Annotated in this window: 17 protein-coding genes, 8 tRNA genes and 2 pseudogenes; 11 read left to right on the top strand and 16 right to left on the bottom strand. The window is 74.5% G+C overall.

The window, feature by feature from the left end; all coding sequences use genetic code 11:
- Window positions 1-36 precede the first annotated feature (36 nt).
- The 3 genes and pseudogenes from thrS to ACQEVS_RS05395 form a co-directional block, all read right to left on the bottom strand.
- Window positions 37-2013, bottom strand: a complete 1977-nt coding sequence (gene thrS / locus ACQEVS_RS05385; protein ID WP_433015913.1) for a threonine--tRNA ligase — start codon at window positions 2011-2013, stop codon at window positions 37-39.
- Between the two features lie 81 nt (window positions 2014-2094).
- Window positions 2095-3260: pseudogene (locus ACQEVS_RS05390) on the bottom strand (hypothetical protein).
- Window positions 3260-3862: a DUF4365 domain-containing protein gene (locus ACQEVS_RS05395; RefSeq protein WP_433015916.1), complete on the bottom strand. Its 603-nt coding sequence runs from the start codon at window positions 3860-3862 to the stop codon at window positions 3260-3262. The pseudogene ACQEVS_RS05390 and the gene ACQEVS_RS05395 overlap by 1 nt, the downstream one beginning before the upstream one ends.
- A 166-nt stretch (window positions 3863-4028) precedes the next feature.
- Between ACQEVS_RS05395 and ACQEVS_RS05400 the strand changes: the two genes are divergently transcribed.
- Complete coding sequence (locus ACQEVS_RS05400) at window positions 4029-4754, top strand: exonuclease domain-containing protein (RefSeq protein ID WP_433015919.1); 726 nt, start codon at window positions 4029-4031, stop codon at window positions 4752-4754.
- A 41-nt stretch (window positions 4755-4795) separates the two neighbouring features.
- On the opposite strand, the gene ACQEVS_RS05405 is transcribed toward ACQEVS_RS05400, so the two are convergent.
- A tRNA-Val gene (locus ACQEVS_RS05405) sits at window positions 4796-4867 on the bottom strand.
- Between the two features lie 257 nt (window positions 4868-5124).
- A tRNA-Val gene (locus ACQEVS_RS05410) sits at window positions 5125-5196 on the bottom strand.
- 288 nt (window positions 5197-5484) lie between these two features.
- On the opposite strand from ACQEVS_RS05410, the gene ACQEVS_RS05415 reads away from it, so the two are divergent.
- Complete coding sequence (locus tag ACQEVS_RS05415; RefSeq protein ID WP_004942301.1) at window positions 5485-5898, top strand: SsgA family sporulation/cell division regulator; 414 nt, start codon at window positions 5485-5487, stop codon at window positions 5896-5898.
- Window positions 5899-6132: 234 nt separating this feature from the next.
- Entirely contained in the window at window positions 6133-6702 is a 570-nt protein-coding gene (locus tag ACQEVS_RS05420) for a CGNR zinc finger domain-containing protein (protein WP_433015923.1), read from the top strand.
- Between the two features lie 16 nt (window positions 6703-6718).
- On the opposite strand, the gene ACQEVS_RS05425 is transcribed toward ACQEVS_RS05420, so the two are convergent.
- Complete coding sequence (locus tag ACQEVS_RS05425; RefSeq protein ID WP_433015926.1) at window positions 6719-6916, bottom strand: hypothetical protein; 198 nt, start codon at window positions 6914-6916, stop codon at window positions 6719-6721.
- A 59-nt stretch (window positions 6917-6975) separates the two neighbouring features.
- Window positions 6976-7401, bottom strand: coding sequence for a hypothetical protein (locus tag ACQEVS_RS05430; RefSeq protein ID WP_433015929.1), 426 nt, complete (start codon window positions 7399-7401; stop codon window positions 6976-6978).
- Window positions 7402-7692: 291 nt separating this feature from the next.
- Between ACQEVS_RS05430 and ACQEVS_RS05435 the strand changes: the two genes are divergently transcribed.
- Window positions 7693-8229, top strand: a complete 537-nt coding sequence (locus tag ACQEVS_RS05435; RefSeq protein WP_433015932.1) for a DsbA family protein — start codon at window positions 7693-7695, stop codon at window positions 8227-8229.
- A gap of 30 nt (window positions 8230-8259) precedes the next feature.
- Here ACQEVS_RS05435 and ACQEVS_RS05440 read toward each other — a convergent pair whose 3' ends face one another.
- The 3 genes from ACQEVS_RS05440 to ACQEVS_RS05450 all read right to left on the bottom strand — a co-directional run bounded on the left by ACQEVS_RS05440 (window position 8260) and on the right by ACQEVS_RS05450 (window position 11041).
- Entirely contained in the window at window positions 8260-9078 is an 819-nt protein-coding gene (locus ACQEVS_RS05440) for a GNAT family N-acetyltransferase (RefSeq protein WP_433015935.1), read from the bottom strand.
- A gap of 62 nt (window positions 9079-9140) precedes the next feature.
- Window positions 9141-9962, bottom strand: a complete 822-nt coding sequence (locus ACQEVS_RS05445) for an aminotransferase class IV (protein ID WP_433015938.1) — start codon at window positions 9960-9962, stop codon at window positions 9141-9143.
- Window positions 9959-11041, bottom strand: a complete 1083-nt coding sequence (locus ACQEVS_RS05450) for a chorismate-binding protein (RefSeq protein ID WP_433015941.1) — start codon at window positions 11039-11041, stop codon at window positions 9959-9961. The genes ACQEVS_RS05445 and ACQEVS_RS05450 overlap by 4 nt, the downstream gene beginning before the upstream one ends.
- A gap of 172 nt (window positions 11042-11213) precedes the next feature.
- Here ACQEVS_RS05450 and ACQEVS_RS05455 point away from each other — a divergent pair.
- The 6 genes from ACQEVS_RS05455 to ACQEVS_RS05480 all read left to right on the top strand — a co-directional run bounded on the left by ACQEVS_RS05455 (window position 11214) and on the right by ACQEVS_RS05480 (window position 11747).
- A tRNA-Gly gene (locus ACQEVS_RS05455) sits at window positions 11214-11286 on the top strand.
- A 33-nt stretch (window positions 11287-11319) separates the two neighbouring features.
- Window positions 11320-11393 (top strand) — tRNA-Cys (locus ACQEVS_RS05460).
- A 1-nt stretch (window position 11394) separates the two neighbouring features.
- Window positions 11395-11469 (top strand) — tRNA-Val (locus ACQEVS_RS05465).
- Window positions 11470-11489: 20 nt separating this feature from the next.
- Window positions 11490-11561, top strand: a tRNA-Val gene (locus ACQEVS_RS05470).
- A 16-nt stretch (window positions 11562-11577) separates the two neighbouring features.
- Window positions 11578-11652: transfer RNA gene (locus ACQEVS_RS05475), tRNA-Val, on the top strand.
- Between the two features lie 20 nt (window positions 11653-11672).
- Window positions 11673-11747: transfer RNA gene (locus ACQEVS_RS05480), tRNA-Val, on the top strand.
- Between the two features lie 210 nt (window positions 11748-11957).
- Here the strand turns inward: ACQEVS_RS05480 and ACQEVS_RS05485 are convergent.
- Window positions 11958-12176: a hypothetical protein gene (locus ACQEVS_RS05485; RefSeq protein ID WP_433015944.1), complete on the bottom strand. Its 219-nt coding sequence runs from the start codon at window positions 12174-12176 to the stop codon at window positions 11958-11960.
- A gap of 626 nt (window positions 12177-12802) precedes the next feature.
- On the opposite strand from ACQEVS_RS05485, the gene ACQEVS_RS05490 reads away from it, so the two are divergent.
- Window positions 12803-14128 carry a protein kinase domain-containing protein gene (locus ACQEVS_RS05490; RefSeq protein ID WP_433015947.1) on the top strand — a complete coding sequence of 442 codons (1326 nt, stop codon included), beginning with the start codon at window positions 12803-12805 and terminating at the stop codon, window positions 14126-14128.
- Between the two features lie 473 nt (window positions 14129-14601).
- Here ACQEVS_RS05490 and ACQEVS_RS05495 read toward each other — a convergent pair whose 3' ends face one another.
- The 5 genes and pseudogenes from ACQEVS_RS05495 to cbiE form a co-directional block, all read right to left on the bottom strand.
- Window positions 14602-15435 (bottom strand): TrmH family RNA methyltransferase, encoded by an 834-nt coding sequence (locus tag ACQEVS_RS05495; protein ID WP_433015950.1) that lies wholly within the window; start codon window positions 15433-15435, stop codon window positions 14602-14604.
- Window positions 15436-15511: 76 nt separating this feature from the next.
- Entirely contained in the window at window positions 15512-16771 is a 1260-nt protein-coding gene (gene cobA, locus ACQEVS_RS05500) for a uroporphyrinogen-III C-methyltransferase (protein ID WP_433015953.1), read from the bottom strand.
- Between the two features lie 229 nt (window positions 16772-17000).
- Window positions 17001-19227, bottom strand: a pseudogene (gene cobT, locus ACQEVS_RS05505) (nicotinate-nucleotide--dimethylbenzimidazole phosphoribosyltransferase).
- Window positions 19228-22191: 2964 nt separating this feature from the next.
- Window positions 22192-22731: a hypothetical protein gene (locus ACQEVS_RS05510; protein WP_433015956.1), complete on the bottom strand. Its 540-nt coding sequence runs from the start codon at window positions 22729-22731 to the stop codon at window positions 22192-22194.
- A 274-nt stretch (window positions 22732-23005) separates the two neighbouring features.
- A complete protein-coding gene (gene cbiE / locus ACQEVS_RS05515) occupies window positions 23006-24244 on the bottom strand; it encodes a precorrin-6y C5,15-methyltransferase (decarboxylating) subunit CbiE (protein ID WP_433015959.1) in 1239 nt (412 codons plus the stop codon).
- Between the last annotated feature and the right edge of the window lie 43 nt (window positions 24245-24287).

Genomic DNA, 24287 nt, shown 5'->3' on the forward strand with positions numbered 1-24287 from the left:
CCTGTGGGACCGCCCCTCGTCACACACCGGAGCGCGTCACACCTGGACGCGGCGCTCCACGACATCGAGGAGCTCGGCCAGGGCCTCGTCCTTCGGGATGCCGTTCTTCTGCGAACCGTCGCGGTAGCGGAAGGAGACGGCGCCGTTGGCCACGTCCTCGTCACCGGCGATGATCATGAACGGGACCTTGGATTTCTGCGCGTTGCGGATCTTCTTCTGCATCCGGTCCGAGGAGGCGTCCACCTCCACCCGCAGGCCCTTCTTCTTCGCCTCGGCGGCGAACTCCTGGAGGTACGGGACGTGGGCGTCACCGATCGGGATGCCGGTCGCCTGCACCGGGGCCAGCCACGCGGGGAAGGCTCCCGCGTAGTGCTCCAGCAGCACCGCGAAGAAGCGCTCGATCGAACCGAACAGCGCACGGTGGATCATGACCGGACGCTGCTTGGTGCCGTCGGCCGAGGTGTACTCCAGCTCGAACCGCTCCGGCAGGTTGAAGTCGAGCTGGATCGTCGACATCTGCCAGGTACGCCCGATCGCGTCCTTCGCCTGGACGGAGATCTTCGGGCCGTAGAAGGCCGCGCCGCCCGGGTCGGCGACGAGTTCCAGGCCCTGCTTCTCGGCGACCTTGCGGAGGGTCTCCGTGGCCTCTTCCCACGCCTCGTCCGACCCGACGAACTTCTCCGGGTCCTTGGTGGAGAGCTCCAGGTAGAAGTCCTTCAGGCCGTAGTCGCGCAGCAGGTCCAGGACGAAGGTGAGCGTCCGGTCCAGCTCGTCCGCCATCTGCTCGCGGGTGCAGTAGATGTGCGCGTCGTCCTGGGTGAAGCCCCGGGCGCGGGTCAGGCCGTGCACGACGCCCGACTTCTCGTACCGGTACACGGTCCCGAACTCGAAGAAGCGGAGCGGCAGCTCACGGTACGAGCGGCCCCGCGCATCGAAGATCAGGTTGTGCATGGGGCAGTTCATGGGCTTGAGGTAGTAGTCCACGCCCTCGTCGAGCTGCATGGGCGGGTACATGCCGTCGGCGTACCAGTCCAGGTGGCCCGAGGTCTCGAAGAGCTTCGACTTGGTGGCGTGGGGGGTGTAGACGAACTCGTACCCCTCCTCCTCGTGCCGGCGGCGGGAGTAGTCCTCCATGACCCGCCGGATGATGCCGCCCTTGGGGTGGAAGACCGCCAGACCCGAGCCGATCTGCTCCGGGATGGAGAAGAGGTCCAGTTCGGAGCCCAGCCGGCGGTGGTCGCGCTTCTCGGCCTCGGCCAGGAACTCCAGGTGCGCCTTCAGCTCGTCCTTGGTCGGCCAGGCGGTGCCGTAGATGCGCTGGAGCATGGGGTTCTTCTCGCTGCCGCGCCAGTACGCGGCGGCGTTGCGCATCAGCTTGAACGCCGGGATGACGCGGGTGGTCGGCAGGTGCGGACCGCGGCAGAGGTCCTTCCAGCACAGCTCGCCGGTCTTCGCGTCCAGGTTGTCGTAGATGGTGAGCTCGCCGGCGCCCACCTCGACGTTGGCGCCGTCCTCCTGGGAGGCGGAGCCCTTGAGGCCGATCAGCTCCAGCTTGTACGGCTCGCCGGCGAGCTCCTCGCGGGCGGCCTCGTCGGTGACGACGCGGCGGGAGAAGCGCTGGCCCCGCTTCTGGATCTCCTGCATCTTCTTCTCGATGAGCTTGAGATCGTCGGGGGTGAAGGGCTTCTCGACGTCGAAGTCGTAGTAGAAGCCGTCCTTGACCGGCGGACCGATGCCCAGCTTGGCCTCGGGGAAGAGCTCCTGCACGGCCTGGGCCATGACGTGCGCGGTCGAGTGGCGGAGGATGTCGAGGCCGTCCGGGGACGAGATCTCGACCGGCTCCACCTCGTCGCCGTCCGCGACCTCGTAGGCCAGGTCCTTCAGCTGACCCGCCACCCGCGCCGCGACGATGGTGCGCTCGCCGGCGAAGAGGTCGGCCGCGGTGGTGCCCGTCGTCACCACGCGCTCTTCCCGCTCGGAATCGCGTTGGATGATCACACGGACGTCTGACACCGGACTCTCCTGACTCTGGGCACGGCAGCGGACGCTGCGCGTCTGAATCGTACCGAGCCCGGCGGCCGGGCCGCTAAACGGTCAGACGCCGTCGCCGTCCCGGCCCCCGAAGCCGTCCTGGTCCGTGTGGAGGGCCTTCAACAGCCGGTCCCGTTCGGCGTCGTCCACGGGCAGGGGCAGCACTCCCCCGGCGCCGGCGAGCCGGCGGAAGCCGCCGTCGCTCTCCAGGTGTCCGTCGAGCCGCACGGGCCGGCCCGCCAGGTGGGCGTGGCCGGCGGCGCGGTAGTCCGTCTCGCCGAGTTCGGCGCGGACTTCCGTGACGTCCGCCCCGGAGAGCACCCGGAGTCGCACGGTGCCGCCCCCGCCCGGGGTCTCGCGCCACAGGTGGGCCACGGTGCCGGTGAGGCGGACGGGGACGGCGGGTTCGTCGTGCAGATAGCGGGCGCTCGCGGCGCGCAGGGCGGGCAGGTCCCGGGGGAGAACTCCACCGGCTCGGGGTCGGCCGGGTGCCCGGGCGGGGGCCCGGCGGCCGGGGCCCAGTGGATCCGGACGCGGATCCCCTCGGTCCCGGTGACCAGCGCGACGAGGGCTTCGGTCAGTTCCCGGCAGACTCCGGCCCCGACGGCGGCGGTGAACGCGTCGGTGCGGCCGGTGGCGCGCTGGTAGTCGGTGGCGTCGCGCGCGGCGTACAGCGCGGTGAGGAGGGCGGTCACGGCCGGGCGGCCGTAGGCGGGGCCGGGGTCGAGCGGGGCGAGGACGGACAGCTCGCGGGCGGAGCCGCCGGGGACGAGCAGCAGTCCGCCGAGGGCGGCCTCGGCCGTACGGCGGTGGCGGGCGCCGTGGTGGCCGGCGGCCGCGCGGGCGGCGAGGGCGCCGGCGGTCAGCAGGGCGCGGACGCCGGCGCGCAGCCGGTCCTGGGCGGCCCAGTCGGCGTCGGGCGCGGGGGTCCGGCGGGCGCAGTGGATCTCGTCGCCGGGTGTGCTGAGGGCGAGGAGGATATGCCGGGCGGTGGGATCGGTGCTGTGTTCGAGGGCGGTGCGGGCTTCGGCGAGGAGTTCGGCGCTGTCGGGGAGGGCGGGGTCCTCGGGGACGAGGAGGCTGGGGCCGCCGGCGCCGTTCGGCGGGGCCGGGGTCCAGCGGCCGTAGCGTCCGGCGGCGCCTCCGCGGCGGCGCCAGCCGTGGCGGGCCAGCAGGGCGGCGAGGACGTCGGGCTCGGCGGGGCGGTGTGGGTCGGCCGGCGGTCGCATCAGGGTCTCCCTCCCGCCCCGACGCGCGTCATGATCTCGCAGAGGGCGTGGTCGTCGAAGACGTGCGCGGTGGGGATCCGCACGGTGGTTCTGTGCCGGCCGGTGACCGGGTGGCCGGCGAGGTTGGTCCAGTAACAGCAGTGCCGGACGGCGAGCCGGTCCGGGCCGGCGTGCACCCAGTCGTCCCTGGCGCGGGGGACGAGCATGACGACGAGGATGCGGTGGACGGCCACGGGGGTGCGGGCGAGTTTGACGAGGTGCTCGTTGTCGAGCGTGAAGGGGAAGCTGGCGCCGGGCGGCCGGGGCGGCACCTGGTAGGTGGCCTTGAGCTGCACCTTGATGGTGACCTCGTCGTCGGTGGTGTGCCCGGGGGCGGTGTGGCTGACGTGCCAGTCGATGCCGTGGTCGGGAAAGGGCTGGGCGAGGGTACAGCCGGCCGCCGCCGCCACGGCGTGCAGATGGCCGATCTGGAGCGTCTCCATGCAGGCGGTGGTGGCGAGGGTGCCGCGGCGGGCCGGGGCCGGGCCGTGCGGGGGGCGCCGCCCGTCGGCGCGCGGTGGCCCGCCGGCCGGGACAGCCGGTTCGGGCCGGGTGAGGGCCATGTCCGAAACACCTTCCGGGAGCACGTCCGCCGGTGTCTACACCGCTGTTGTCTCCACCCGAACTCCTTCGCAAACAAGGGCGGTTCGGGCCGTACGGAGACCGGGTATCACTCGACGGAGGGAGGGGATTCACGCCAAGTTCCGGTCAAGCACGAGGAGTTGTGACATGCCGAGCTGGTTCGAGGGGCCGCTCGCCGCCTTCGACACGGAGACCACCGGGGTGGACGTCGAGCACGACCGCATCGTGTCCGCGGCCCTGGTGGTGCAGTCACGGGCGGGGGCCTCGCCGGCGGTCACCCGTTGGCTGGTCAATCCGGGCGTCCCGGTGCCGGAGGGCGCCACGGCGATACACGGACTGACGGACGTGCACCTCCAGCGGTTCGGGCGGTGGCCCGCGCCGGTGATGGAGGAGGTGGCACGGGCGCTGGCCGAGCAGGCGGCGGCGGGGACCCCCCTGGTGGTGATGAACGCGCCGTTCGATCTGACGCTGCTGGACCGGGAGTTGCGGCGGCACCGCGCCGCGTCGCTCGCGGCGTACCTGGGGGCCACGCCGCTCTGCGTCCTCGACCCCTGGGTGCTGGACAAACACCTGGACCGCTACCGCAAGGGCCGCCGGACGCTGTCCGATCTGTGCGCGGAGTACGCGGTCGAGCTGACGGGCGCTCACGACGCGGCGGCGGACGCGACCGCCGCGATGGCGGTGGCCCGGGCGATAGGGCAGCGGTTCGCGGTACGGCTGGAGCGGCTGAGCGTGGCGGAGCTGCACGCGCGGCAGGCGGTGTGGCACGCGGCGCAGGCGCGCGGACTCCAGGCGTGGTTCGCGAGGAACGGCTCGGACGAGCAGTGCGATCCGGCTTGGCCGGTGCGGGCGGGGCTGCCGTCCGCAGCATGACGAGGCCGGTCCTTCTGGTGAAGGACCGGCCTCGTGGTGTGTGGGCGATACTGGGATCGAACCAGTGACCTCTTCGGTGTGAACGAAGCGCTCTCCCGCTGAGCTAATCGCCCGGGAGTTTCTCGGGGTTGCCCCCGGGAACGCACTGAACAATACAGGTCGCGGAGGCCCCGCATCAAATTCCGCCTGCGGCAGGCTGGTGCCCCGGACCCGCCCCTTCACCGATTCCTGGGGGCAAGCCCCAGCCCCCCCTTTTCGCGGCTTCGCCGCTCGTCCTCAAACGCCGGACGGGCTGATCCTTCAGCCCGCACAGTCACGACAAAACACCCGTGGTCCGCAAGGGCTTGCCTCGCGGACCACGGGTGGGATGTGGGCGATACTGGGATCGAACCAGTGACCTCTTCGGTGTGAACGAAGCGCTCTCCCGCTGAGCTAATCGCCCGGGCGCACCGCAAACATTACCGCATGTCAGGCGGTGCCCAGAACCGCCGCCGGGACGTCCGGCCGGAGCCGGTCACGAGTCGTCACCCTAGGTGATGATAGGGGCCGGGCGCGCCCTTGACGGAACTCACCGGAACGGCCGCACACGGAGCGCGACGGGTCGGCCGTACGAGGTATCCGAAGAGCCCCAAAACGGTCAGAGGGGTTTACAACGGCACCGTAGGTGGCATGTCGATTTCGCCGACGTGCGAATCCCCGAGCGCACACTGAGCGAAAGGCCCTGGCGCTTATGAACACCACGGTCAGCTGTGAGCTGCACCTGCGCCTCGTTGTGTCGAGCGAATCGTCACTGCCTGTACCCGCAGGTCTGCGGTACGACACTTCCGATCCGTATGCCGTACACGCCACCTTCCACACCGGAGCCGAGGAAACGGTCGAGTGGGTCTTCGCCCGGGACCTGCTCGCCGAGGGGCTGCACCGGCCCACCGGCACCGGCGACGTCCGCGTCTGGCCGTCCCGCAGCCATGGTCAGGGCGTCGTGTGCATCGCGCTCAGCTCTCCGGAGGGCGAGGCCCTGCTGGAGGCGCCCGCGCGAGCCCTGGAGTCGTTCCTGAAGCGGACCGACGCCGCCGTCCCGCCCGGTACCGAGCACCGGCACTTCGACCTGGACACCGAGCTCTCCCACATCCTGGCGGAGAGCTGAGGAGGTCCACCCCACGAGGTCCGGTCCCTGCGCGCCGCCCACTCGGGGAGGCGGCGCGCGTCCCGTCCCGCTGACACGTCCCTCGCGCAGCCGGCCACACGGCCGCGCCGGCGCCACGGAAACCACCGTGGCCGACGGCGCGGCCGTGTGGCGTTTCCCCCGGAGCCAGTAAGGTCGGTGCCCACCGTCGAACAAGTTGCCGCCCCACCGGCCGGGCCAGGGAGCGAACCAACCGTGCTGATCAATCACGACACCGGGTGCGCGCTCGACGCCGTCGTCGACCTGCTCAACAGCTCCCCCGCCGGGGCGCCGTCCGACGTCAGGGAGGACGGGCTGCCGGACGTGGCCGCGCTGCGGGCCTTCGTGGAGCGGCACGACATCAGCGGAGTGGGGCGGCTGGACGAGGACGATCTGCGGGCCGTGCGGGAGCTCAGGGGGCGTTTCGCGCGGGTCTTCGACACCGAGGGCACGGCGGAGGCCGCCGAGCTGCTCAACGCCCTGGTCGCCGAGGCGGGCACGACGCCCCGGCTCACCGATCACGACGGCTACGACTGGCATGTGCACTACTTCGCGCCGGGGGCCTCGCTCGCCGAGCACCTGGCGGCCGACGGCGGGATGGCGCTGGCGTTCCTGCTGGTGGCGGGCGAGCGCGAGCGGCTGCGGCGCTGTGGGGCGCCGGGCTGCGGGCGGGCCTTCGTGGATCTGTCGCGGAACCGGTCCCGCCGCTACTGCGACGGCCGGACCTGCGGGAATCGGCTGCATGTGGCCGCGTACCGGGCCCGGCGGCGCGGCGCGGCCGACTGATCGGGCTGTCCACCGCTCACCACCGGTAGAGGTCGTGGACCGCGGTCGCCAGGATCAGCGTCGCCACGAAGGCGAGGAACAGCATCAGGGGCGGCTGGGAGAGGGCGAAGAGGCAGCCTCGCGGTTCCTTGGCGAGGTCGCTCAGGTCGAGGTCGTTCAGGTCGGACAGGTCTGCGGTCAGTTCCGCGGTCGTCTCGGCCGGTTCGTCGTTCATCTCCGGCAGATGATGGCGCAGGCCGTTCCGTCAACGGGCCGATCGTGTGGAGGTGTTCGTCAGATCCCGTGCTTTTTGAGGATTGCCTCGATGTCGTCGAACTCCCCTCCGGTACCCTTCCGCCCCTTCGCCTTGGAGCGGCCCTTCGGGCGGTCCGCCGAGGGGGCGGTGGGGGCGCCGGGCGTCAGGGCGTCGCGGCGGCCGGCCGGGGGCAGGTCGCGGCTTCCGGAGCCGCGCCGCTCGGCCGCCCGGCCGACCAGGAAGAGGAGGGCGGAGAGGGCGAGGACGCCGAAGCCGGCCCAGACGGTCGGTTTGAAGACCAGGTCGGTGACCCAGTCGATGATCCCGGTCAGGACGAGGCCGATGGGGATCAGGGCGAAGGCCGCGATGCGGGTCGCGGCGAGGAAACGCTTGCGGTACGCCGTCAGCAGGGCGATGCCCAGGCCGCCCGCGGACACCGCGGCGCAAACGGTCGAGGTCAGCATCCGGTCCTCCTGCCGATGGTGGGCTCCTGTGTCCATCCTGCACCGGGCGGCGGTCCGGGGGCCACGACGGGGGCCGGGGATCAGGGAGATCTCCGGGTCGCCCCCTGGGGGCTCTCCTCCTCAGGGGCGACTCAGGGGCGACTCAGGGGCGGCTCGGGACAGGCTCGGGGCCGCCTGGCCGACCGGCCGGCTCGGGGCCGGGCCGCCCGCCGTCGAGGTTCCCGCCATTGAGGTTCCCGCCGTCGGGTCTCCCGCGGTCGGTCCCCTGTCCGGGGCTGGAAGACTGGGGGCATGAGCGAGACCAACAGCCCTTCCGCCCCCTCGTCCGCCGGCCCCGCCGTTCCCGTCGTCCTCGACGTCTGGTGCGACCTCCAGTGCACCGACTGCCACGCCGCCCTGGGGGACCTGCGGGCGCTGCGGGCCCGCTACGGCGACCGGCTGGACATCCGGTTGCGGCACTTCCCGCTGGAGAAGCACCGGCATTCCTACGCCGCCGCGCAGGCCGCCGAGGAGGCGGCCGAGCAGGGCCGGGGCTGGGAGTTCGCGGAGGCCGTGCTGGCGCGTGCCGGGGAGCTGGGCGAGCGTGGCGAGGCCGTGCTCGTCGAGGCGGCGGCCGGGCTGGGGGTGGACGCCGAGGAGGTGGACACCGCGCTGATCGACGGCCGGCACCTGCTGATCGTCGACGCCGACCAGGCCGAGGGCAAGGCGATCGGGGTGACGGGCACCCCGACGTACGTCATCGGCGGTGAGCGGCTGGACGGCGGGAAGAGCCAGGAAGGGCTGCGGGAGCGGATCGAGGAGATCGCGGACCGCTTGTTGGCCGGCTAGCCGACGCCGGCCGGAGGCGCGCCCTCCGCTTCACAGCGTCTTGTGGAAGTACAGGTTCGTGGTCGCGTAGCCCAGGGACTCGTAGAGCCGCCGGGCCGGGGTGTTGCCGGCGAAGACGTTGAGGCCGATGCGGTCGTGCCCCATGGCGAGGGCCTCGCGTTCGGCGACGAGCATCAGGGTGCGCCCGTGCCCCCGGCCGCGGTGTTCCGGCGCCACCTTGACGTCGAAGACGTAGCCGATGCCGTCCCGTGTGCTCAGCCAGAGGGTTCCGACGTCGACGCCCTCGTGGGCGAGGACGCGGAGGGCGACACCCGGGGTAGCGCTGCCGCGCGGCAGCAGGGCCGCGTGGTCGGCGTCGCACTTGGCCGCGGCCTCGGCCCGGGGGACGCCGCGTTCGGTCAGCGACTCGACGTAGCCCTCCTTCTCCTCGGCGAGCCATGCCGGGAACCGGTCGTCGTCCATGGGGCGGGCCACGCTCCCGGCGGGCAGGGCGGGCGGGCCGGTGAGCGGTTTGGCCATGTTCCGGTTGCGCTCGGTGTAGCCGAGGGCGGTCACCAGGCCGAGCGCGGCCGCGTCCCCGGCGGGGACTCCGACGCCCACCCAATGGCAGCCCCAGCCGCGCAGCACCTCCTCCGCCGCGAGGGCGGCGACCGTGCCGCGGCCGCGGCGGCGTTCGTTCTCCCGGACGAAGAGCCGCTCTATGGAGCCGGCCCGGGGGCCGAAGTGCGGGTGGGTGGCCAGCTCGGCGTCGCCGACGGGCCTGCCGTTGACGCAGATCTCGTAGCCGCGGCGCCGGTGGCCGCCGTCGGTGCGCTGTTCGGGTGCCGTGGGGCGCAGGGTGGTGGTCATGCCGCTGTTCTACCCACGCGCCGGGGCGGATGTCGCCGGCTTTTCCCTCGGCCGTCCCCGGGTCAGGGATCCGTGTCCGCGGCCGACCGCTCGGCGAAGATCCGCATGGCCTCGGCGGTCACCGGGCCCGGGGCGCCCGGGAGTTGGCGGTCGTCCAGGGTGTGGAGGGCCTGGACGTCGCGCAGGCTGGAGGTCAGGAAGATCTCGTCGGCGCGGTCGAGGGCGTCCATGGGCAGGTCGGTCTCGCGGGCGCCGGTCCACTCGACGACGAGGGCGCGGGTGATGCCGGGGAGGCAGCCGGAGGCGAGGGACGGGGTGTGGAGCTCGCCGTCGACGACGACGAAGACGTTGGATGCGGTGCCCTCGCAGAGCGCGCCGGTGGTGTTGGCGAGGAGGGCCTCGGTGGCGCCCTGTTCCTTGGCGCGGGCGAGGGCGACGACGTTCTCGGCGTACGAGGTGGACTTGAGGCCGGTGAGCGCGCCGCGTTCGTTGCGGGTCCAGGGGACGGTGACGGCCGCGGTGGCCGGGGGGCGGGGCTCGATGGGCGCGGCGGCGACGAGGAGGGTGGTGTCGGCGGCGCCGCGGTCGGAGCCGAGCGGGGAGAGGCCGCCGGTCAGGGTGATGCGGAGGCGGCCGAGGGCGAGGGGGTGGGCGTCGAGGACGGCCGCGCAGGCGCGGCGGGCCTCGTCGGTGTCGGGGGCGGGGAGGCCCAGGCCGCGGGCCGAGGCGGTGAGCCGGGCCAGGTGCCGGGTGAGGGCGAAGGGACGGCCGTCGACGACCTTGAGGGTCTCGAAGACGCCGTCGCCGACCGTGAGTCCGTGGTCGAACACCGAGACGCGGGCGGCGTCCTCTTCGACGAGCTTCCCGTTGAGCCAGACGGTCACCGTTGCCTCCCGGAGGCTGGACTGTGGGCGGTCGGGTGGTGCGCGGTCGGGCTGTGGGTGCCCGACGCTATCGCGAGCAGCCGGGCCGCCTTGAGTTCGGTCTCGGCCCATTCGCCCTCGGGGTCGGAGCCCCAGGTGATGCCCGCCCCGGTGCCGAAGCGGAGAGCGGGGCCGCCGGGCGCGGTGCGGTCGATCCAGAAGGTGCGGATGCCGACGGCGAGCTCGCCGGTGCCCCGGTCGGCGTCGACCCAGCCGATGCCGCCGCAGTAGGGGCCGCGCGGGCCCCGTTCCAGGCGTTCGATGATCTCCAGGGCGCTGGCCTTGGGCGCGCCGGTGACGGAGCCGGGCGGGAAGGTGGCGGCGAGCAGGTCCGTCCAGCCGGCGTCGTCGGCGAGCTCGCCGCGGACGGTGGAGACGAGGTGGACGAGGCCGGGGTGCTGTTCGACGGCGCAGAGTGCGGGGACGGTCACGGATCCGGTGGCGCAGACGCGGCCCAGGTCGTTGCGGACCAGGTCGACGATCATCACGTTCTCGGCGTGGTCCTTGTCGAGCAGGTCGGCGGCGGTGCGGCCGGTGCCCTTGATCGGTCCGGACTCCAGGACGCGGCCGGTGCGGCGCAGGTAGAGCTCGGGCGAGGCGGTGACCACCTCGGTGCCGTGGGCGGGGAGGCGGACGGTGCCGGCGTAGGGGGCCGGGTTGCCGGCCGCGAGGTGGGCGGCGAGGGCGTCGACGTCGGCGTGGTCCGGGTCGGGCAGCGGCGCGCCGAGGACGCGGCAGAGGTTGGCCTGGTAGACCTCGCCGGCGGCTATGTGCTCGCGGATCCGCCGGACGCCCGCGATGTAGGCGTCGCGGTCCAGGGAGCTGGTCCACGCCTCGGGAGCTGGTCCGCGCCAGCGCCCGGGGGCGGGGAGGGGCGCGGGGCGTACGTCGCCGAAGCGGGCACACCGCAGGTCTCCCTCGAAACCGGCGACCACGGCCCACCAGCCCCGGGAGTCGAGGGCCTCGGGGTCGCTGGTGACGTCGCGCAGATCGGTGGCGAGGAGGCCGCCGAAGCGGGCCATCGGAGGGAGGTCATGCACGTCATCGAGTCTATGGGCCGGTCCCCGGCGCTGAGCCGGGTGAAGGAAGAGGGCAGCACGCTGCGGAAACGGAATTTGAGCTGGCGCGGGAATCCGCTAGAGTTCAACACGTCGCCGGGACGCGGAAGCGAAACGGCGGGGCAGCTTCCGGATCTTGGTCCGGGGGATGCGTGCGGACATAGCTCAGTTGGTAGAGCACCACCTTGCCAAGGTGGATGTCGCGAGTTCGAGTCTCGTTGTCCGCTCGAGTGGGGGATCTTCCCGACCCCCGCACTCCTGGTGGAGTGGCCGAGAGGCGAGGCAACGGCCTGCAAAGCCGTCTACACGGGTTCAAATCCCGTCTCCACCTCCAAGGACGATTAGCTCAGCGGGAGAGCGCTTCCCTGACACGGAAGAGGTCACTGGTTCAATCCCAGTATCGTCCACCAAGGTCCTCACGGACCTTCCCGCGCGATTAGCTCAGCGGGAGAGCGCTTCCCTGACACGGAAGAGGTCACTGGTTCAATCCCAGTATCGCGCACTCGGCACACCCTCCCGGACGATTAGCTCAGCGGGAGAGCGCTTCCCTGACACGGAAGAGGTCACTGGTTCAATCCCAGTATCGTCCACCAAGGTCCTCACGGGCCTTCCCGCGCGATTAGCTCAGCGGGAGAGCGCTTCCCTGACACGGAAGAGGTCACTGGTTCAATCCCAGTATCGCGCACCATGATCGGCCAGAGGCCGGGGCTTCGAGCTCCGGCCTCCGGCCGTTTTCGCATGTCGTAGCGGTGTCGCACGTCGTAGCGGTATGGAACAAAGGACGGGCCGGGCACCTCCCCAGGTGCCCGGCCCGTCGTGCCGTCCGCCGCACCCCCGTCCCCACGGGGTTATGGCCGGCCCGTCCCCGACCCGGACCGCTCTTCCGGGAGCGGAGCGCTCAGCGCCCCAGCATGCCGGCCACGGACGACGCTTGGGTGACGACGGCATCCCAGCCGCCGAAGGCGACGGCGAGGACCGCCGCGCAGGGCAGCACCATGGCCAGCGCGACCAGAGGGTGCCGGTTGTCGGCGGGGCGGCCGCCGGGGAGGTCGGGGAGGCTCCGGTGGACGTCCGACCGCCCTGGCGCGCGGGCCGCGCGTCGTACCGCCTGGGCCATGGCGCCCCTCCCTCCCGGTCCGTCGGACCCGCCCCGCCCCGGCCCGGCTCCGCTGCGCGCGGGCCACCGGGCGTGCTGCCTGATGCTGACGGCGGCGGGCGTCCGACCTCGGGGGACGAGTGTTGCGCCCGCCGCTCGGGTTCCACACTAGGCGGCCGGGAGGGGGCCGGACGTCATGCCCTCGTACCCCTTGCACCGCCTTCGGGAGGAGGAGGGAGGGGGCGGGCCGGTACTCCCCTGGGTGGAGAACAGAGGAGCGGTTCGCCGGGGTTGTCCCGGGGCGGCGTCCGGGTCCTCCCCCAGGGGACCACGGTGGAGTGATCTGCCTCACGTCCGGTTCCCCGCGGTCGTACCGCCCGGACCGACGAGGTGTCAGGTGTTCGAGCGGCGGGCGGCCCGGGGGTGTCCGCCGGCGGGGTGCGGGCCGTCGGCCCGTCAAACCCCGGGCCGTTTGGGGAGCTTGGCCCTCGACGGCCGACGGACGGGCGCCGGGCGGGTGGCGGGGAGCGGGCGGGCGCGGACGCGCGGCGGAAGCGGTCATCCGATGGCCGACGCATGCGCGGCCTCTCAGCACGGCCGCCCGTCAATCCGTAAGCTGTGGCTCGTCAGACGGACCGGCAGCGGGGATGAAGATGACGATGATGCGGCTCCGGCGCGAGGACCCGCGTGTCGTCGGCTCGTTCCGGCTTCACCGCCGGCTGGGCGCGGGCGGCATGGGCGTGGTGTACCTCGGCTCGGACAAGCGCGGCCAGCGGGTGGCACTGAAGGTGATCCGGCCGGATCTCGCCGAGGACCAGGAGTTCCGCTCGCGTTTCGCGCGCGAGGTGTCCGCCGCGCGGCGCATCCGCGGCGGCTGTACGGCACGGCTGGTGGCCGCCGATCTGGACGCGGAGCGGCCGTGGTTCGCGACGCAGTACGTGCCCGGGCCCTCGCTGCACGACAAGGTGACCGAGGAAGGGCCTCTGTCGGCGGCTCAGACAGCGTCCATCGGGGCGGCGTTGGCCGAGGGGCTGCTCGCGGTGCACGACGCCGGGGTGGTCCACCGCGACCTCAAGCCGTCGAACATCCTGCTCTCCCCCAAGGGCCCGCGCATCATCGACTTCGGCATCGCCTGGGCGACGGGGGCCAGCACCCTGACGCACGTCGGCACGGCGGTCGGCTCGCCGGGCTTCCTGGCGCCGGAGCAGGTGCGGGGCGCGACGGTGACGCCGGCGACGGACGTCTTCGCGCTGGGCGCCACCCTGGCGTACGCCTCGACCGCGGACTCCCCCTTCGGGCAGGGCAGTTCGGAGGTCATGCTGTACCGGGTGGTGCATGAGGAGCCGCAGCTCATGGGGGTGCCGGACGCGCTGGCGCCGCTGATCCTCGCCTGCCTGGCGAAGGACCCGGAGGAGCGGCCGAGCACGCTCCAGCTGTCGTTGCGGCTGAAGGAGATCGCCGCGCGCGAGGCGCACGGGCTGCCGGACGGCCGCCGGGTGCCGCCGCGGCGCGAGCCCGAGCGGCCCTCGGACCGGCGGGTCGCGGACCACGCGCACCAGTCCACGGAGCCGCGCCCGGCAGCCGCCGCGCAGGGGGGCTCCTCCCCCGCCCGGCCGCCCGCGACCCGACCGCTGCGGCAGCCCCGCCCGGACCGGCCGGGCGCACGGCCCGCGGGCCGGCCGCGCAACGGCTCCCGCCCGGCTGCCCGTGCCGGGGCACCGGGCCGCCGGTCCGGCGGCGACCCCCGGCTGTTGCGGCAGCGGCTGATCGTCTTCGTGGTGGTGACGCTGCTGGTGGCGCTGGGCATCGCGGCGGCGCAGGGGTGCGACGGGCCGAAGAAGTCGTCGGGCCTGGGGCGGGACCTGGGACGGAAGCAGTCGTGCGCGGTCGCGGTGACGGCGGATGCGTGCGGCGCGTCCGGCGAGCGGAGCGAGCCGGAGGCCGCGCCGTCGGTCCGGGGCCTTCGGAGCTGACGGCCGCGGGGTGAGCGGGCGCCTTCGCGGGCGGGCTCCAAAGGATCGTCGCAGGGCGCGGCGCGGTGGACGGACGGGTCCTCGGGTCGGCCGGTAAAGCACGGACGGCCGCGCGAACCCGTTACGGCGGCGGGGCCGCTTCCGCGTGGGCGCCGGGGGCCGGACCGGCCGGAACCCGGCTGCTGTGCGGTGCGGGACGCGCCGGTGCGGTGGTACCAGCCGGTGCGGTGCAGTACGAGCCGGGCGTGTGCGAGCGCTTCGGCGGCCGCGTCTCGGGTGGTGAGGGCGGCGGTTTCCGCCGCGCCGTGCTTGGTCCGGCTCGGCCGGCGTCCGGCGGTGGAAGGCGTCGCTCCGGGAGCGCGGCCGAGGGCCGAGGTGCCGGGAAGGCGGTGCCGGGAAGGCGGTGCCGGGGAGGCCGGCTGCCGGCGAGGCGGCGAAACGGCTCGCCGCGCCGGCCCGGAGGCGTCCGCGCCCTACGCCCGCTCCTCCGGCGTCCCCGCCGTCACGGCGTAGAAGGCGACCGCCGCCGCCGCGCCGACGTTGAGGGAGTCGACGCCGTGCGCCATCGGGATGCGCACCCACTCGTCGGCCGCCCGCAGGGCCTTGGCGGACAGGCCGCTGCCCTCGGCGCCGAGCATGAGGGCGACCCGTTCGAGGCGGTGCGGGGCGGCGGCGTCCATCGCGGTGGCCTGCGCGTCCGGAGTGAGGGCCAGGACCCGGAAGCCCGCCGCCCGGACCGTCTCCAGGTCGCGCGGCCAGTTCTCCAGCCGGGCCCAGGGGACGGAGAACACCGCGCCCATGGACACCTTGACGGACCGCCGGTAGAGCGGGTCCGCGCAGTCCGGGGAGAGGAGGACGGCGTCCATGCCCAGGGCGGCCGCGCTTCGAAAAATGGCACCAATATTCGTATGGTCGTTGACCGCCTCCATGACGGCGACCCGGCGGGCCGTGGCCAGCAGCCCGGCGGCGTCGGGCAGCGGCTTGCGCCGCATGGAGGCGAGGGCGCCGCGGTGCACGTGGTACCCCGTCACCCGCTCGGCGAGCTCCGGCTCCACGACGTAGACGGGTGCGGAGACGTCTTCCATGACGTCGCGCATCGCGTCGACCCACTTGGCGGAGAGCAGCATGGAGCGCATGCCGTAACCCGCGTCCACCGCCCGGCGGATGACCTTCTCCCCCTCCGCGATGAACAGGCCCTCGGCGGGCTCGCGCCGGCGGCGCAGCTCGACGTCGGTCAGGCCGGTGTAGTCGTGGAGCCGGGGGTCGTCGGGGTCGTCGATGGTGATGACCTGGGGGGACTGCGTCATGGGGCTCACGTGTCTCGTGGTGCGTACGGGGGGTCCGGGAGACCCGGAGGCTCCGGGGGGCTCCGGGGGCTCGTTCTCAGCCGGCGGTCGCGCCGCCAGGGGTGGCGTCCGTCTCCCGGCCGATCGCCACGACCTCGCCGATGACGATCACGGCCGGCGGACGTATGCCCTCGGCCCGCACCCGCTCCCCCACCGTGCCGAGGACGGCGTCGACGCGGCGCTGGGCGGCGGTCGTGCCCTCCTGGATCACCGCGACCGGGGTGTCGGCGGACCGGCCGTGCCGGATGAGCGTCTCGGCGATGGCACCGCACTGTTCGACGCCCATGAGCACCACGAGGGTGCCGCCGAGGCGGGCGAGCGACGGCCAGTCGACGAGGGACCGCGGGTCGTCGGGGGCGACGTGCCCGCTGATGACGGTGAACTCGTGGGCGACGCCGCGGTGGGTGACGGGGATGCCGACCGTGCCGGGGACGCTGATCGAGCTGGAGATGCCGGGAACGACGGTGCAAGGGATGCCGTGTTCGGCGAGCGCCTGCACCTCCTCCTTGCCGCGGCCGAAGACGAACGGGTCGCCGCCCTTGAGGCGGACGACGGTCTTCCCGGCCTTCGCGTGCTCGATCAGGGCGTCGTTGATGGCCTCCTGGGCCATCGAGCGGCCGTACGGGATCTTCGCGGCGTCGATCACCTCGACGTGCGGCGGGAGTTCGTCGAGGAGGTCGCGCGGGCCGAGCCGGTCGGCGACGACGACGTCGGCCTCGGCGAGGAGGCGCCGGCCGCGCACGGTGATCAGGTCGGGGTCGCCGGGGCCGCCGCCGACGAGGGCCACCCGTCCGCCGCCCGGGCGGGTGCGGCGGTGCGGCGCGGCGATGGAACCGTCGCGCAGCCCCTCGACGATGGCGTCCCGCAGGGCCGCCGTGCGGCGCGGGTCCTGGCCGGTGAGCACGGCCACGGTGACGCCCGCGCTGCGGCCGGTGGCCGGCGTCCAGGCGGTGGCCGCCTCCGCGTCGTCGCTGCGGACGGCCCAGACGCGGCGGGCCTCCGCCTCGGCGGACGCGGCCCGGTTGGCCTCGGGGTCGTCGGTGGTGATCAGCGCGTACCAGGCGCCGTCCAGGTCGCCCTCGCGGTAGCGGCGGCGCTCCCAGCGCAGTTCGCCGGCCTCCGCCATGGCCTCCACGGACGCGGTCGCGGACGGCGACACGAGCAGGACGTCGGCGCCGGCCGCGATGAGGGCGGGCAGCCGGCGCTGCGCGACCTGGCCGCCGCCGAGGACGACGACGCGGCGGCCGCGCAGGCGGAGTCCGACGGGGTAGGCGGCGGGTTCTGGGTGCTCGGCCATGGGGGCTGCGGGTCTCCTCGCTGGTCAGGGGCGCTGGGCATACCCTACGTGGGCTTTGTTAGCGGGGGGTTTCGCCCCGGGGCGGCGCACCACACAGCCCGTCCGGCGTTTGAGGACAACCGCGCGGAGCGCGGTTTCGGGGGTGCGGGGGCGCCAGCCCCCGCAGGAAACGGCGAATGGGGGTGCCCCCTCTGGGGGAGGGACCGGGGCACCAGCCGCCCGCAGGGCCTTACCCCTTCTCCGCGACCCCCGCGCTGTCGAACGTCGCCACCTCGTGCATCGCCCGCGCAGCACTCTGCACGACCGGCAGCGCCAGCAGCGCACCCGTCCCCTCGCCGAGGCGGAGGTCGAGGTCGACCAGCGGCCGCAGCCCCAGCTTCGTCAGAGCGGCGACGTGCCCGGGCTCCGCGCTGCGGTGCCCCGCGATGCACGCGGCCAGCGCCTCGGGCGCGATGGCCCGCGCCACCAGGGCGGCGGCACCGGCGCTCACCCCGTCCAGGATCACCGGCGTGCGCAGGGACGCGGCGCCGAGGATCAGGCCGACGAGCGCGGCGTGTTCGAGCCCGCCGACGGCGGCGAGGACGCCGATCGGGTCGGCCGGGTCCGGGCGGTGCAGCTCCAGCGCCCGCCGGACGACATCGATCTTGCGGGCGTGCATCTCGTCGTTGATGCCGGTGCCGCGGCCGGTGACCTCGCCCGGGTCGGAGCCGGTGAAGACGGAGATCAGGGCGGCCGACACGGTGGTGTTGGCGATGCCCATCTCGCCGGTGAGGAGCGCCTTGTTGCCCGCGGTGACGAGGTCGCGGGCGGTCTCGATGCCCACCTCGACGGCGCGCAGCGCCTCCTCGCGGGTCATCGCCGGGCCGGCGGTGAAGTCGTCCGTACCGGGCCGGATCTTGCGCGGCAGCAGGCCGGGGCGGGCCGGCAGGTCGCCGGCGACGCCGACGTCCACGACGCAGACCTCCGCGCCGACCTGGTTGGCGAACGCGTTGCACACGGCCCCGCCGCCCAGGAAGTTGGTCACCATCTGCATGGTGACCTCCTGGGGCCAGGCGGTGACGCCCTGGGCGTGCACGCCGTGGTCGCCGGCGAAGACCGCGACGGCGGCGGGCTCCGGGATCGGCGGCGGGCACTTGCGCGACAGGCCGCACAGCTGCGCCGAGATGATCTCCAGCATGCCGAGCGCGCCCGACGGCTTGGTCATCCGCTTCTGCCGCTCCCACGCCTCGCCGAGCGCCTTGGCGTCCAGCGGGCGGATGCCGCGCAGGGTCTCGGCGAGCAGGTCGTGCGGGTCCTCGCCGGGCAGCGCGCGGCGGCCGTACGTCTCCTCGTGGACCACCCAGGACAGCGGGCGCCGCTTGGACCAGCCGGCCTGCATCAGCTCGGGCTCGCCCGGGAACTCGTCGACGTACCCGACGCACAGGTACGCGACGACCTCCAGGTGCTCGGGGAGGCCGAGTTCGCGGACCATCTCCCGCTCGTCGAAGAAGCTGACCCAGCCGACGCCGAGCCCTTCCGCGCGGGCCGCGAGCCACAGGTTCTCGACGGCGAGGGCCGACGAGTAGGGGGCCATCTGCGGCTGCGTGTGCCGGCCGAGGGTGTGCCGGCCGCCCCGGGTGGGGTCGGCGGTCACCACGATGTTGACCGGGGTGTCGAGGATCGCCTCGATTTTCATTTCCTTGAACTGCTTGGCCCGGCCCTTGGGCAGCGAGGCGGCGTACGCGTCGCGCTGGCGGGTGGCCAGGTCGTGCATGGTCCGGCGGGTCTCGGCGGACCGGATGACGACGAAGTCCCAGGGCTGGGAGTGCCCGACGCTCGGCGCCGTGTGCGCGGCCTCCAGGACGCGCAGCAGGACGTCGTGCGGGATGGGGTCGGGGCGGAAGCCGTTGCGGATGTCGCGGCGTTCGCGCATCACGCGGTGGACGGCCTCCCGCTCGGCGGCCGCGAAACCGTCGGCCGGGGGCCGAGGGGATGCGGGGCTCTTCGACGGGGTCCGCGCCGTCGGCGTGTTCGGCGCCGGGCTCGGCGGCGCGGGGCTGCCCGTCCTGCGGCTCGTCGTCGCGGACGAGGGCGAGGTGCACGGGGGCGGGCGCCTCCTCCGCGACGGGGACGGCCGCCTGCGCCGCGACGGGCTCGGCGGGCTGTCCGGCCGGCTGCGCGGGTACGGGGGCGGGCTCACCGTCCGGGGCCGCGGCGGGTACGGGCGCCTCGTCGGCGGACTCGGCGAGGGCGGAGGTCTCGGCGGACGCCTCGGCCTGCGCCTCGGCGGGTGCTGCCGGAGTGGAAGGGGTCACGGCCGTGTCGGAGGCGACGGGCGCCCCTTCGGTCACGGTGGGAACGGCCGTCGCGGGGACCTCGGTCTGTGCGGGGGTCTCGGCGGGCACGGAAGTCTGAGCAGGCACAGCGGTCTCGGCAGCCACGGGGTTCTGGAGGGGCGTAATGCCCTGGGCGGACATGGCGTTCTCGGCGGGCGCGGTCGTCCCGGCGGTGGCGGAAGCCTCCGCGGGGGGACGGCCTCCGCAGCGGCGGCTGCCTCTGCGGGGACGGCCGCCTCTGCGGCGCTCCCGGTTTCTGCGGGGTCAACAGCCCCTGCGGGGGCGGAAGTCTCCGCCTGGGCGGGAGCGTCGGCCTGGGCGGGTGCGTCGGCTGGAGCGCCGGGCGGGGTGGAGGCGTCGGCGGGGACGGAGGCGTCGACCGGCGCGGAGGCGTCGGCGGAGGCGGGTGCGCCGGCGGAGGCGGACGCGTCAGCGGAGGCGGACGCGTCAGCCGGGACGGAAGCATCGGCGGAGGCGGGTGCATCGGCCGATGCAGAGGCATCCACGGGGGCGGAGGCATTCGTCTGAGAAGACGAACCCGCCGGGGCAGAGGCGCCGGCCGGGACCGGAGCACCGGCCGCGGCAGAAGCGTCGGCCGGGACGGAAGCGTCCGCCGGAGAAGGCGAACCGGCCTGCGCGGATGCGTCTGCCGGGACCGGTGCGCCGGTCGAGGCGGAAGCGTCAGCCGATACGGCGGCATCCGCCGGGGCAGGGGCTTCGGCCTGAGAGGGCGGACCGGCCTGCGCGGGTGCGCCCGCCGGGACGGAAGCGCCCGCCGGAGAGGTCGGATCGGCCGGTACGGACGCGTTCTCCGGGCCAGGTGCGCCGACCGCGGCAGAGGCATCCGCCGGGACGGAAGCGTCCCCAGTTAGAGACGCGCCGGCCGAGGCGGGAGCGTCGGTCGACGCGGTGGCAACGGCCGGAACGGAGGCGCCCGTCTGAGCCGAACCGGCCTGGGCGGAAGCGACCTCCGGAACAGATCCATCGGCCGGGGCAGAAACATCGACCGACGCGGCGGCATCCGCCGCAACAGAGGCATCGGCCTGAAGGGACGACCCGGCCGGAGCGGAAACGCCCCCCGAGACAGACCCGTCAGCCGCGGCAGGAGCGTCGACCGGCGCGGCGGCATCCGCCGGAACAGAGGCATCGGTCTGAGGGGACGACCCGGCCGGAACGGAAGCACCCTCGGGAACGGAGTCGCCTTCCGGGACGGATGCGTCAGCCGGGGCAGGAACACCGGTCGACGCAGCGGCATCCACCGGTACGGAGACGTCCGCCGGTACCGAGACGTCCGTCTGCGGGGACGAACCCTCCGGGACGGAAGCGGCCCCCGGAACAGATGCGCCGGCCGAGGCAGGAGCGTCAGCGGACGCGGAAGCGTCCGCCGGAACGATGACGTCCGCCGGAGAGGACGAACCGGCCGGGGCGGAAACGTCCCCCGAGACGGACCCGTCAGCCGCGGCAGGAGCGTCGGCCGACGCAGAGGCGTCCGCCGGAACGGACGTGTCCGCCTGGGCGGATGTGCCCGCCGGGGCCGACGTATCAGCCGGGGCGGAGGCGTCCGTCGGGACGGAGGCGCCGGCCGGGGAGGACGGACCGGCCTGGGGGGAAGCGTCTCCCCCGGCCGGTGCGCCGGCCGAGGTCGCCGTGTCTGCCGGGGCCGAGGAGTCCGCCGGGGATGAGGGGCCGGCCGGGGCGGCTGCGTCGGCGGAGGCAGCGGCGTCGGCAGAAGCCGAGACGTCCGGCTGAGCGGACGTGGCTACCTGGGCGGGTGCGTCAGCCGGGACGGATACGGCCTGCGATGCGGACGCGTCCGCCGGGGCCGACGCGTCGGCCGAAGCGGAGTCGCCGGCCTCGACAGGAGCGCCCGACACAGCGGAAACGCCGTCGCCAACCGGCGCGTCAGCCGGCCCGGCCGCGTCCGCCTGGCCCGGCACATCGGCCGCCACCGGCGCCCCGGACTGGACGGGTGCACCGGCCTCCGAGGGGGAACATCGGCCTGAACAGGTGCGTCAGCCGGTGTGGCTGCGCCCGCCGGCACGGAGCCGTCGGCAGCGGCAGGAGCGTCGGCCAGACCGTCGGCCGGAGCAGAAGCATCGGGTTGAACCGATGCGCCGGCCGGGGCGGGCGCGCCCGCCGGCATGGAGGCGTCAGCTTGTGCCGGCGTGTCAGCCGAGGCGGAGACACCCGGCTGGGCAGGCGCGTCAGCCGGTGCGGGGGTGCCCGCCGGCGAGGAGGTGTCGGCCTGAGTCGACGCGTCAGTCGTCACGGAGGCGTCGGCCGGCGCGGGTTCGGCCCCCGGCACGGGCGCGTCAGTCTGCGTCGAAGCGTCAGCCTGCGTCGAAGCGTCGGTCTGAACAGGCGCGCCGGACACGGCGGAAGCGTCGCCCCGAACGAGCACGTCGGCCAGGACCGGCCCGCCCTCCGGCGCGGAGGCGTCCGCCTGGGCTGACGCGTCGAAGTGAACGGGGGCCTCCGCCGGGACGCCGGACGGCGCCGGCGCGGATACGGGCGCCGGCGCGGAATCGGGCGCGGCGGTCCCCGTCGCAGTGGCCTGCGGTGCCTCGGCGCCCAGCGTGACGCCTGCCGTGTCGGACGGAGCGTGCGTTTCGCCGGCCACCGCTGCCTCGACCGGCGCGGGCGTCCCGGCGTCGGCGGCGGGTTCCGCCGCGGGCGTCCCGGCGGCCGCCACCGCGTCCGGTGCGGACGTGCCGGCGCCGGCCTGCTGTGCGGCGTCCACCGGATCCACCGAGTCCACCGGAGCCGCGGCCGCCGGAACGGTCGCATCCGCGACCGGAGCCGTCTCCTCCGGCCCCGGGGTGCGGGCCGGCGGGACGGTCTCCTGCGGGAGGGCCACGGCCTCGGCGGGCTCCACCGGCGCGCCCTGGGCGGGCACCGTCGGCACGTGCACGGCCTCACCTGACGGACCGTCAGAAAACGTCGCGTCGGCGGAAGGACCGGGCGCGCCCTGCGGCGCTACGGTCCCGCCCGTGTTCTGCGGCGGGACGAAGGCGACGGCCGGCTCGGCCACCGCGTCCGCCGCGTGTTCCTGCCGCTGCTCCTGGCCGTGATGCTGCGGCTGGGCGTCCCATATGCCCGGCTGGGTCACCGGTTCCGCGTCGGCCTGCGAAGCGTCGAGGTATTCGGGGCCCGGGCCCTGGCCCGCGGCCGGGGAGCCCGGGGGTGCGGGACCGGGGAGCCGACCGGCTGCTGCGGGGCGGCCGGACCGCGGTCCGCGAGGGAGCGTACGACGCCGCTGGACGACGGGTCGGGCGGGCCCATGTGGAGCGGGCGACGGGGTGCGGCGGGGGTGGCCGGGGGCGTGCGGACCTCTTCGAAGACGGCGGCGCCGGTGTCCCGGCCGCCCGTCTCGTGGGTGCCGCCCTGGGCCGGCTGCTCGCTCCAGGCGCCCTGGGCGCCCGGCATCAGGAGCAGGTCGTCCTCGTCGGCGGCGTCCGGGTCGGCGAGGAACGCGTACGTGGAGGGTCCCGTGGTGGGACGCCCGCGAGGCGCCTGCGGGACGGCGGGATGTGCCGGGATTCCGGTGTCGGCAGGAGCCGCGGCGTCCGCGGTGAGCGGGTGCCCGGGCGTCGCGCCTGCGTTCTCCGGCTGTCCCTCATCCGGGAACCGGCCGGTGTCGGTCATGCGTACCCCTCGCCCATCGGTAGTGCTCCTTCCAACCGCTCACGCCCATAGCTAAGAACGAGCGTCCAACTCTCGCGGCACGTTGCGTACCGCCCCGGTGCCACCCTGCCCTGCGCACCGCCAAAAAGGAGGGGCGTTCCGGACATTGGTGACTGTGGTCTTTGACACCGAGCCGCCGCACAACGATCCGCCAGCCTACCTTCCGTTCGGCGTGTCGGGATCACGGGTGGCGGACCGCTCGGGGTCACGGGTGGCGGGCGCGGACCGCTCGGGGTCACGGGTGCGGACGGCGGCCGCTCAGCAGGAAGGTGACGGACCGCTCGGCTTCGGTCCAGTCGGCGGTGTCCAGGCGCACGGCCTGGAGCAGGGTGCATTCGACGGCGTACCCGCCCTCGGCGAGCGCCCGTCCGATGGCCTCGGCCTCGTCACGGGTGACGGCGTGCGCCACGATGGCCTCGGGCCGGCGGTCGGCGCAGGCGGCGACGACGGGCGCCCCGCCGCCGCCGACGCGGACGACGTCGGGTTCGGGCAGGTCCTCCAGAACGTGCGGCGCGATGCCGTGCACGGTCTGGAGCTGGACGCCGTAGTGGCGGGCGGCGGCGAGGGTGCGGGCGCAGGCGTCGGCGTCGCGGTCGACGGCGATGACGGCCGCGCCGAACCGGGCGGCCTCGACGGCGGCGGCGCCGCTGCCGGAGCCGATGTCCCAGACGAGGTCGCCGACGCGGGGGGCGAGCCGGGCGAGTTGGGCGGCGCGCAGCTCGGTGCCCTCGCCCTCGCCGGGGGTGGTGCCGTAGGCGTCGGCGGGCAGGGCCCAGCCACGCGGGCCGGGGAGCCGGCCGGGGTCGCGGCCGGCGATCCAGCCGCCGGCGCGCTGGCCGGGGACGGCGGGGGCGTCGTCGGGGCCCGCCCCGGTCCCGCCGATGACGATGACGACGTTGGGGTCGCGCCAGGCGTGGTCGGCGACCTTGTCGGAGGTCAGGACGGTGACGCGCTCGCGGGCGGTGCCCAGTTGCTCGCAGATGACGAAGGTGCGGTGGACCGGGCCGAGCAGCAGGGCCAGTTCGGCGGGTCCGGCGCCGGGTGAGGTGAGGACGGCGACCTTGGGGTGGGCGCGGCAGACGTTGACGGCCCGTCGCAGGTCGCGGCTGTGGGCGACGACGATCTGGGCGTCGTCCCACGGCATGCCGGCCCGGGCGAAGGCGGCGGCGACGGAGGAGACGGCGGGCACCACCTCCACCTCCAGGCCGTGCTCGGGGGCGCGCAGGGCGCGGACGACGCCGAAGAAGCCGGGGTCGCCGTCGGCGAGGACGACGGCGGTGCCGCGGTGCCGGGCGATGCGGCGGGCGGCGAGGTCGACGCTGCCGAGCCGGACGCGTTCGGCGGTGGGCGGGACCTCGGGCAGCGCGAGGTGGTGCGCGGCTCCGGCGACGAGGGTGGCGGCGCCCACGGCGGAGCGGGCCGCCTCCGTCAACGGTGAGCCGTCCCATCCGATCACCGTGACCCGGTCGGCCATCGTCGTCTGTCTCCTGGGGGTGTCTCTGGAGGGGGAAGTGCAC

Origin of the sequence: Streptomyces sp. CA-181903 (genome assembly GCF_050937075.1) — a bacterium.
Lineage (GTDB): Bacteria > Actinomycetota > Actinomycetes > Streptomycetales > Streptomycetaceae > Streptomyces.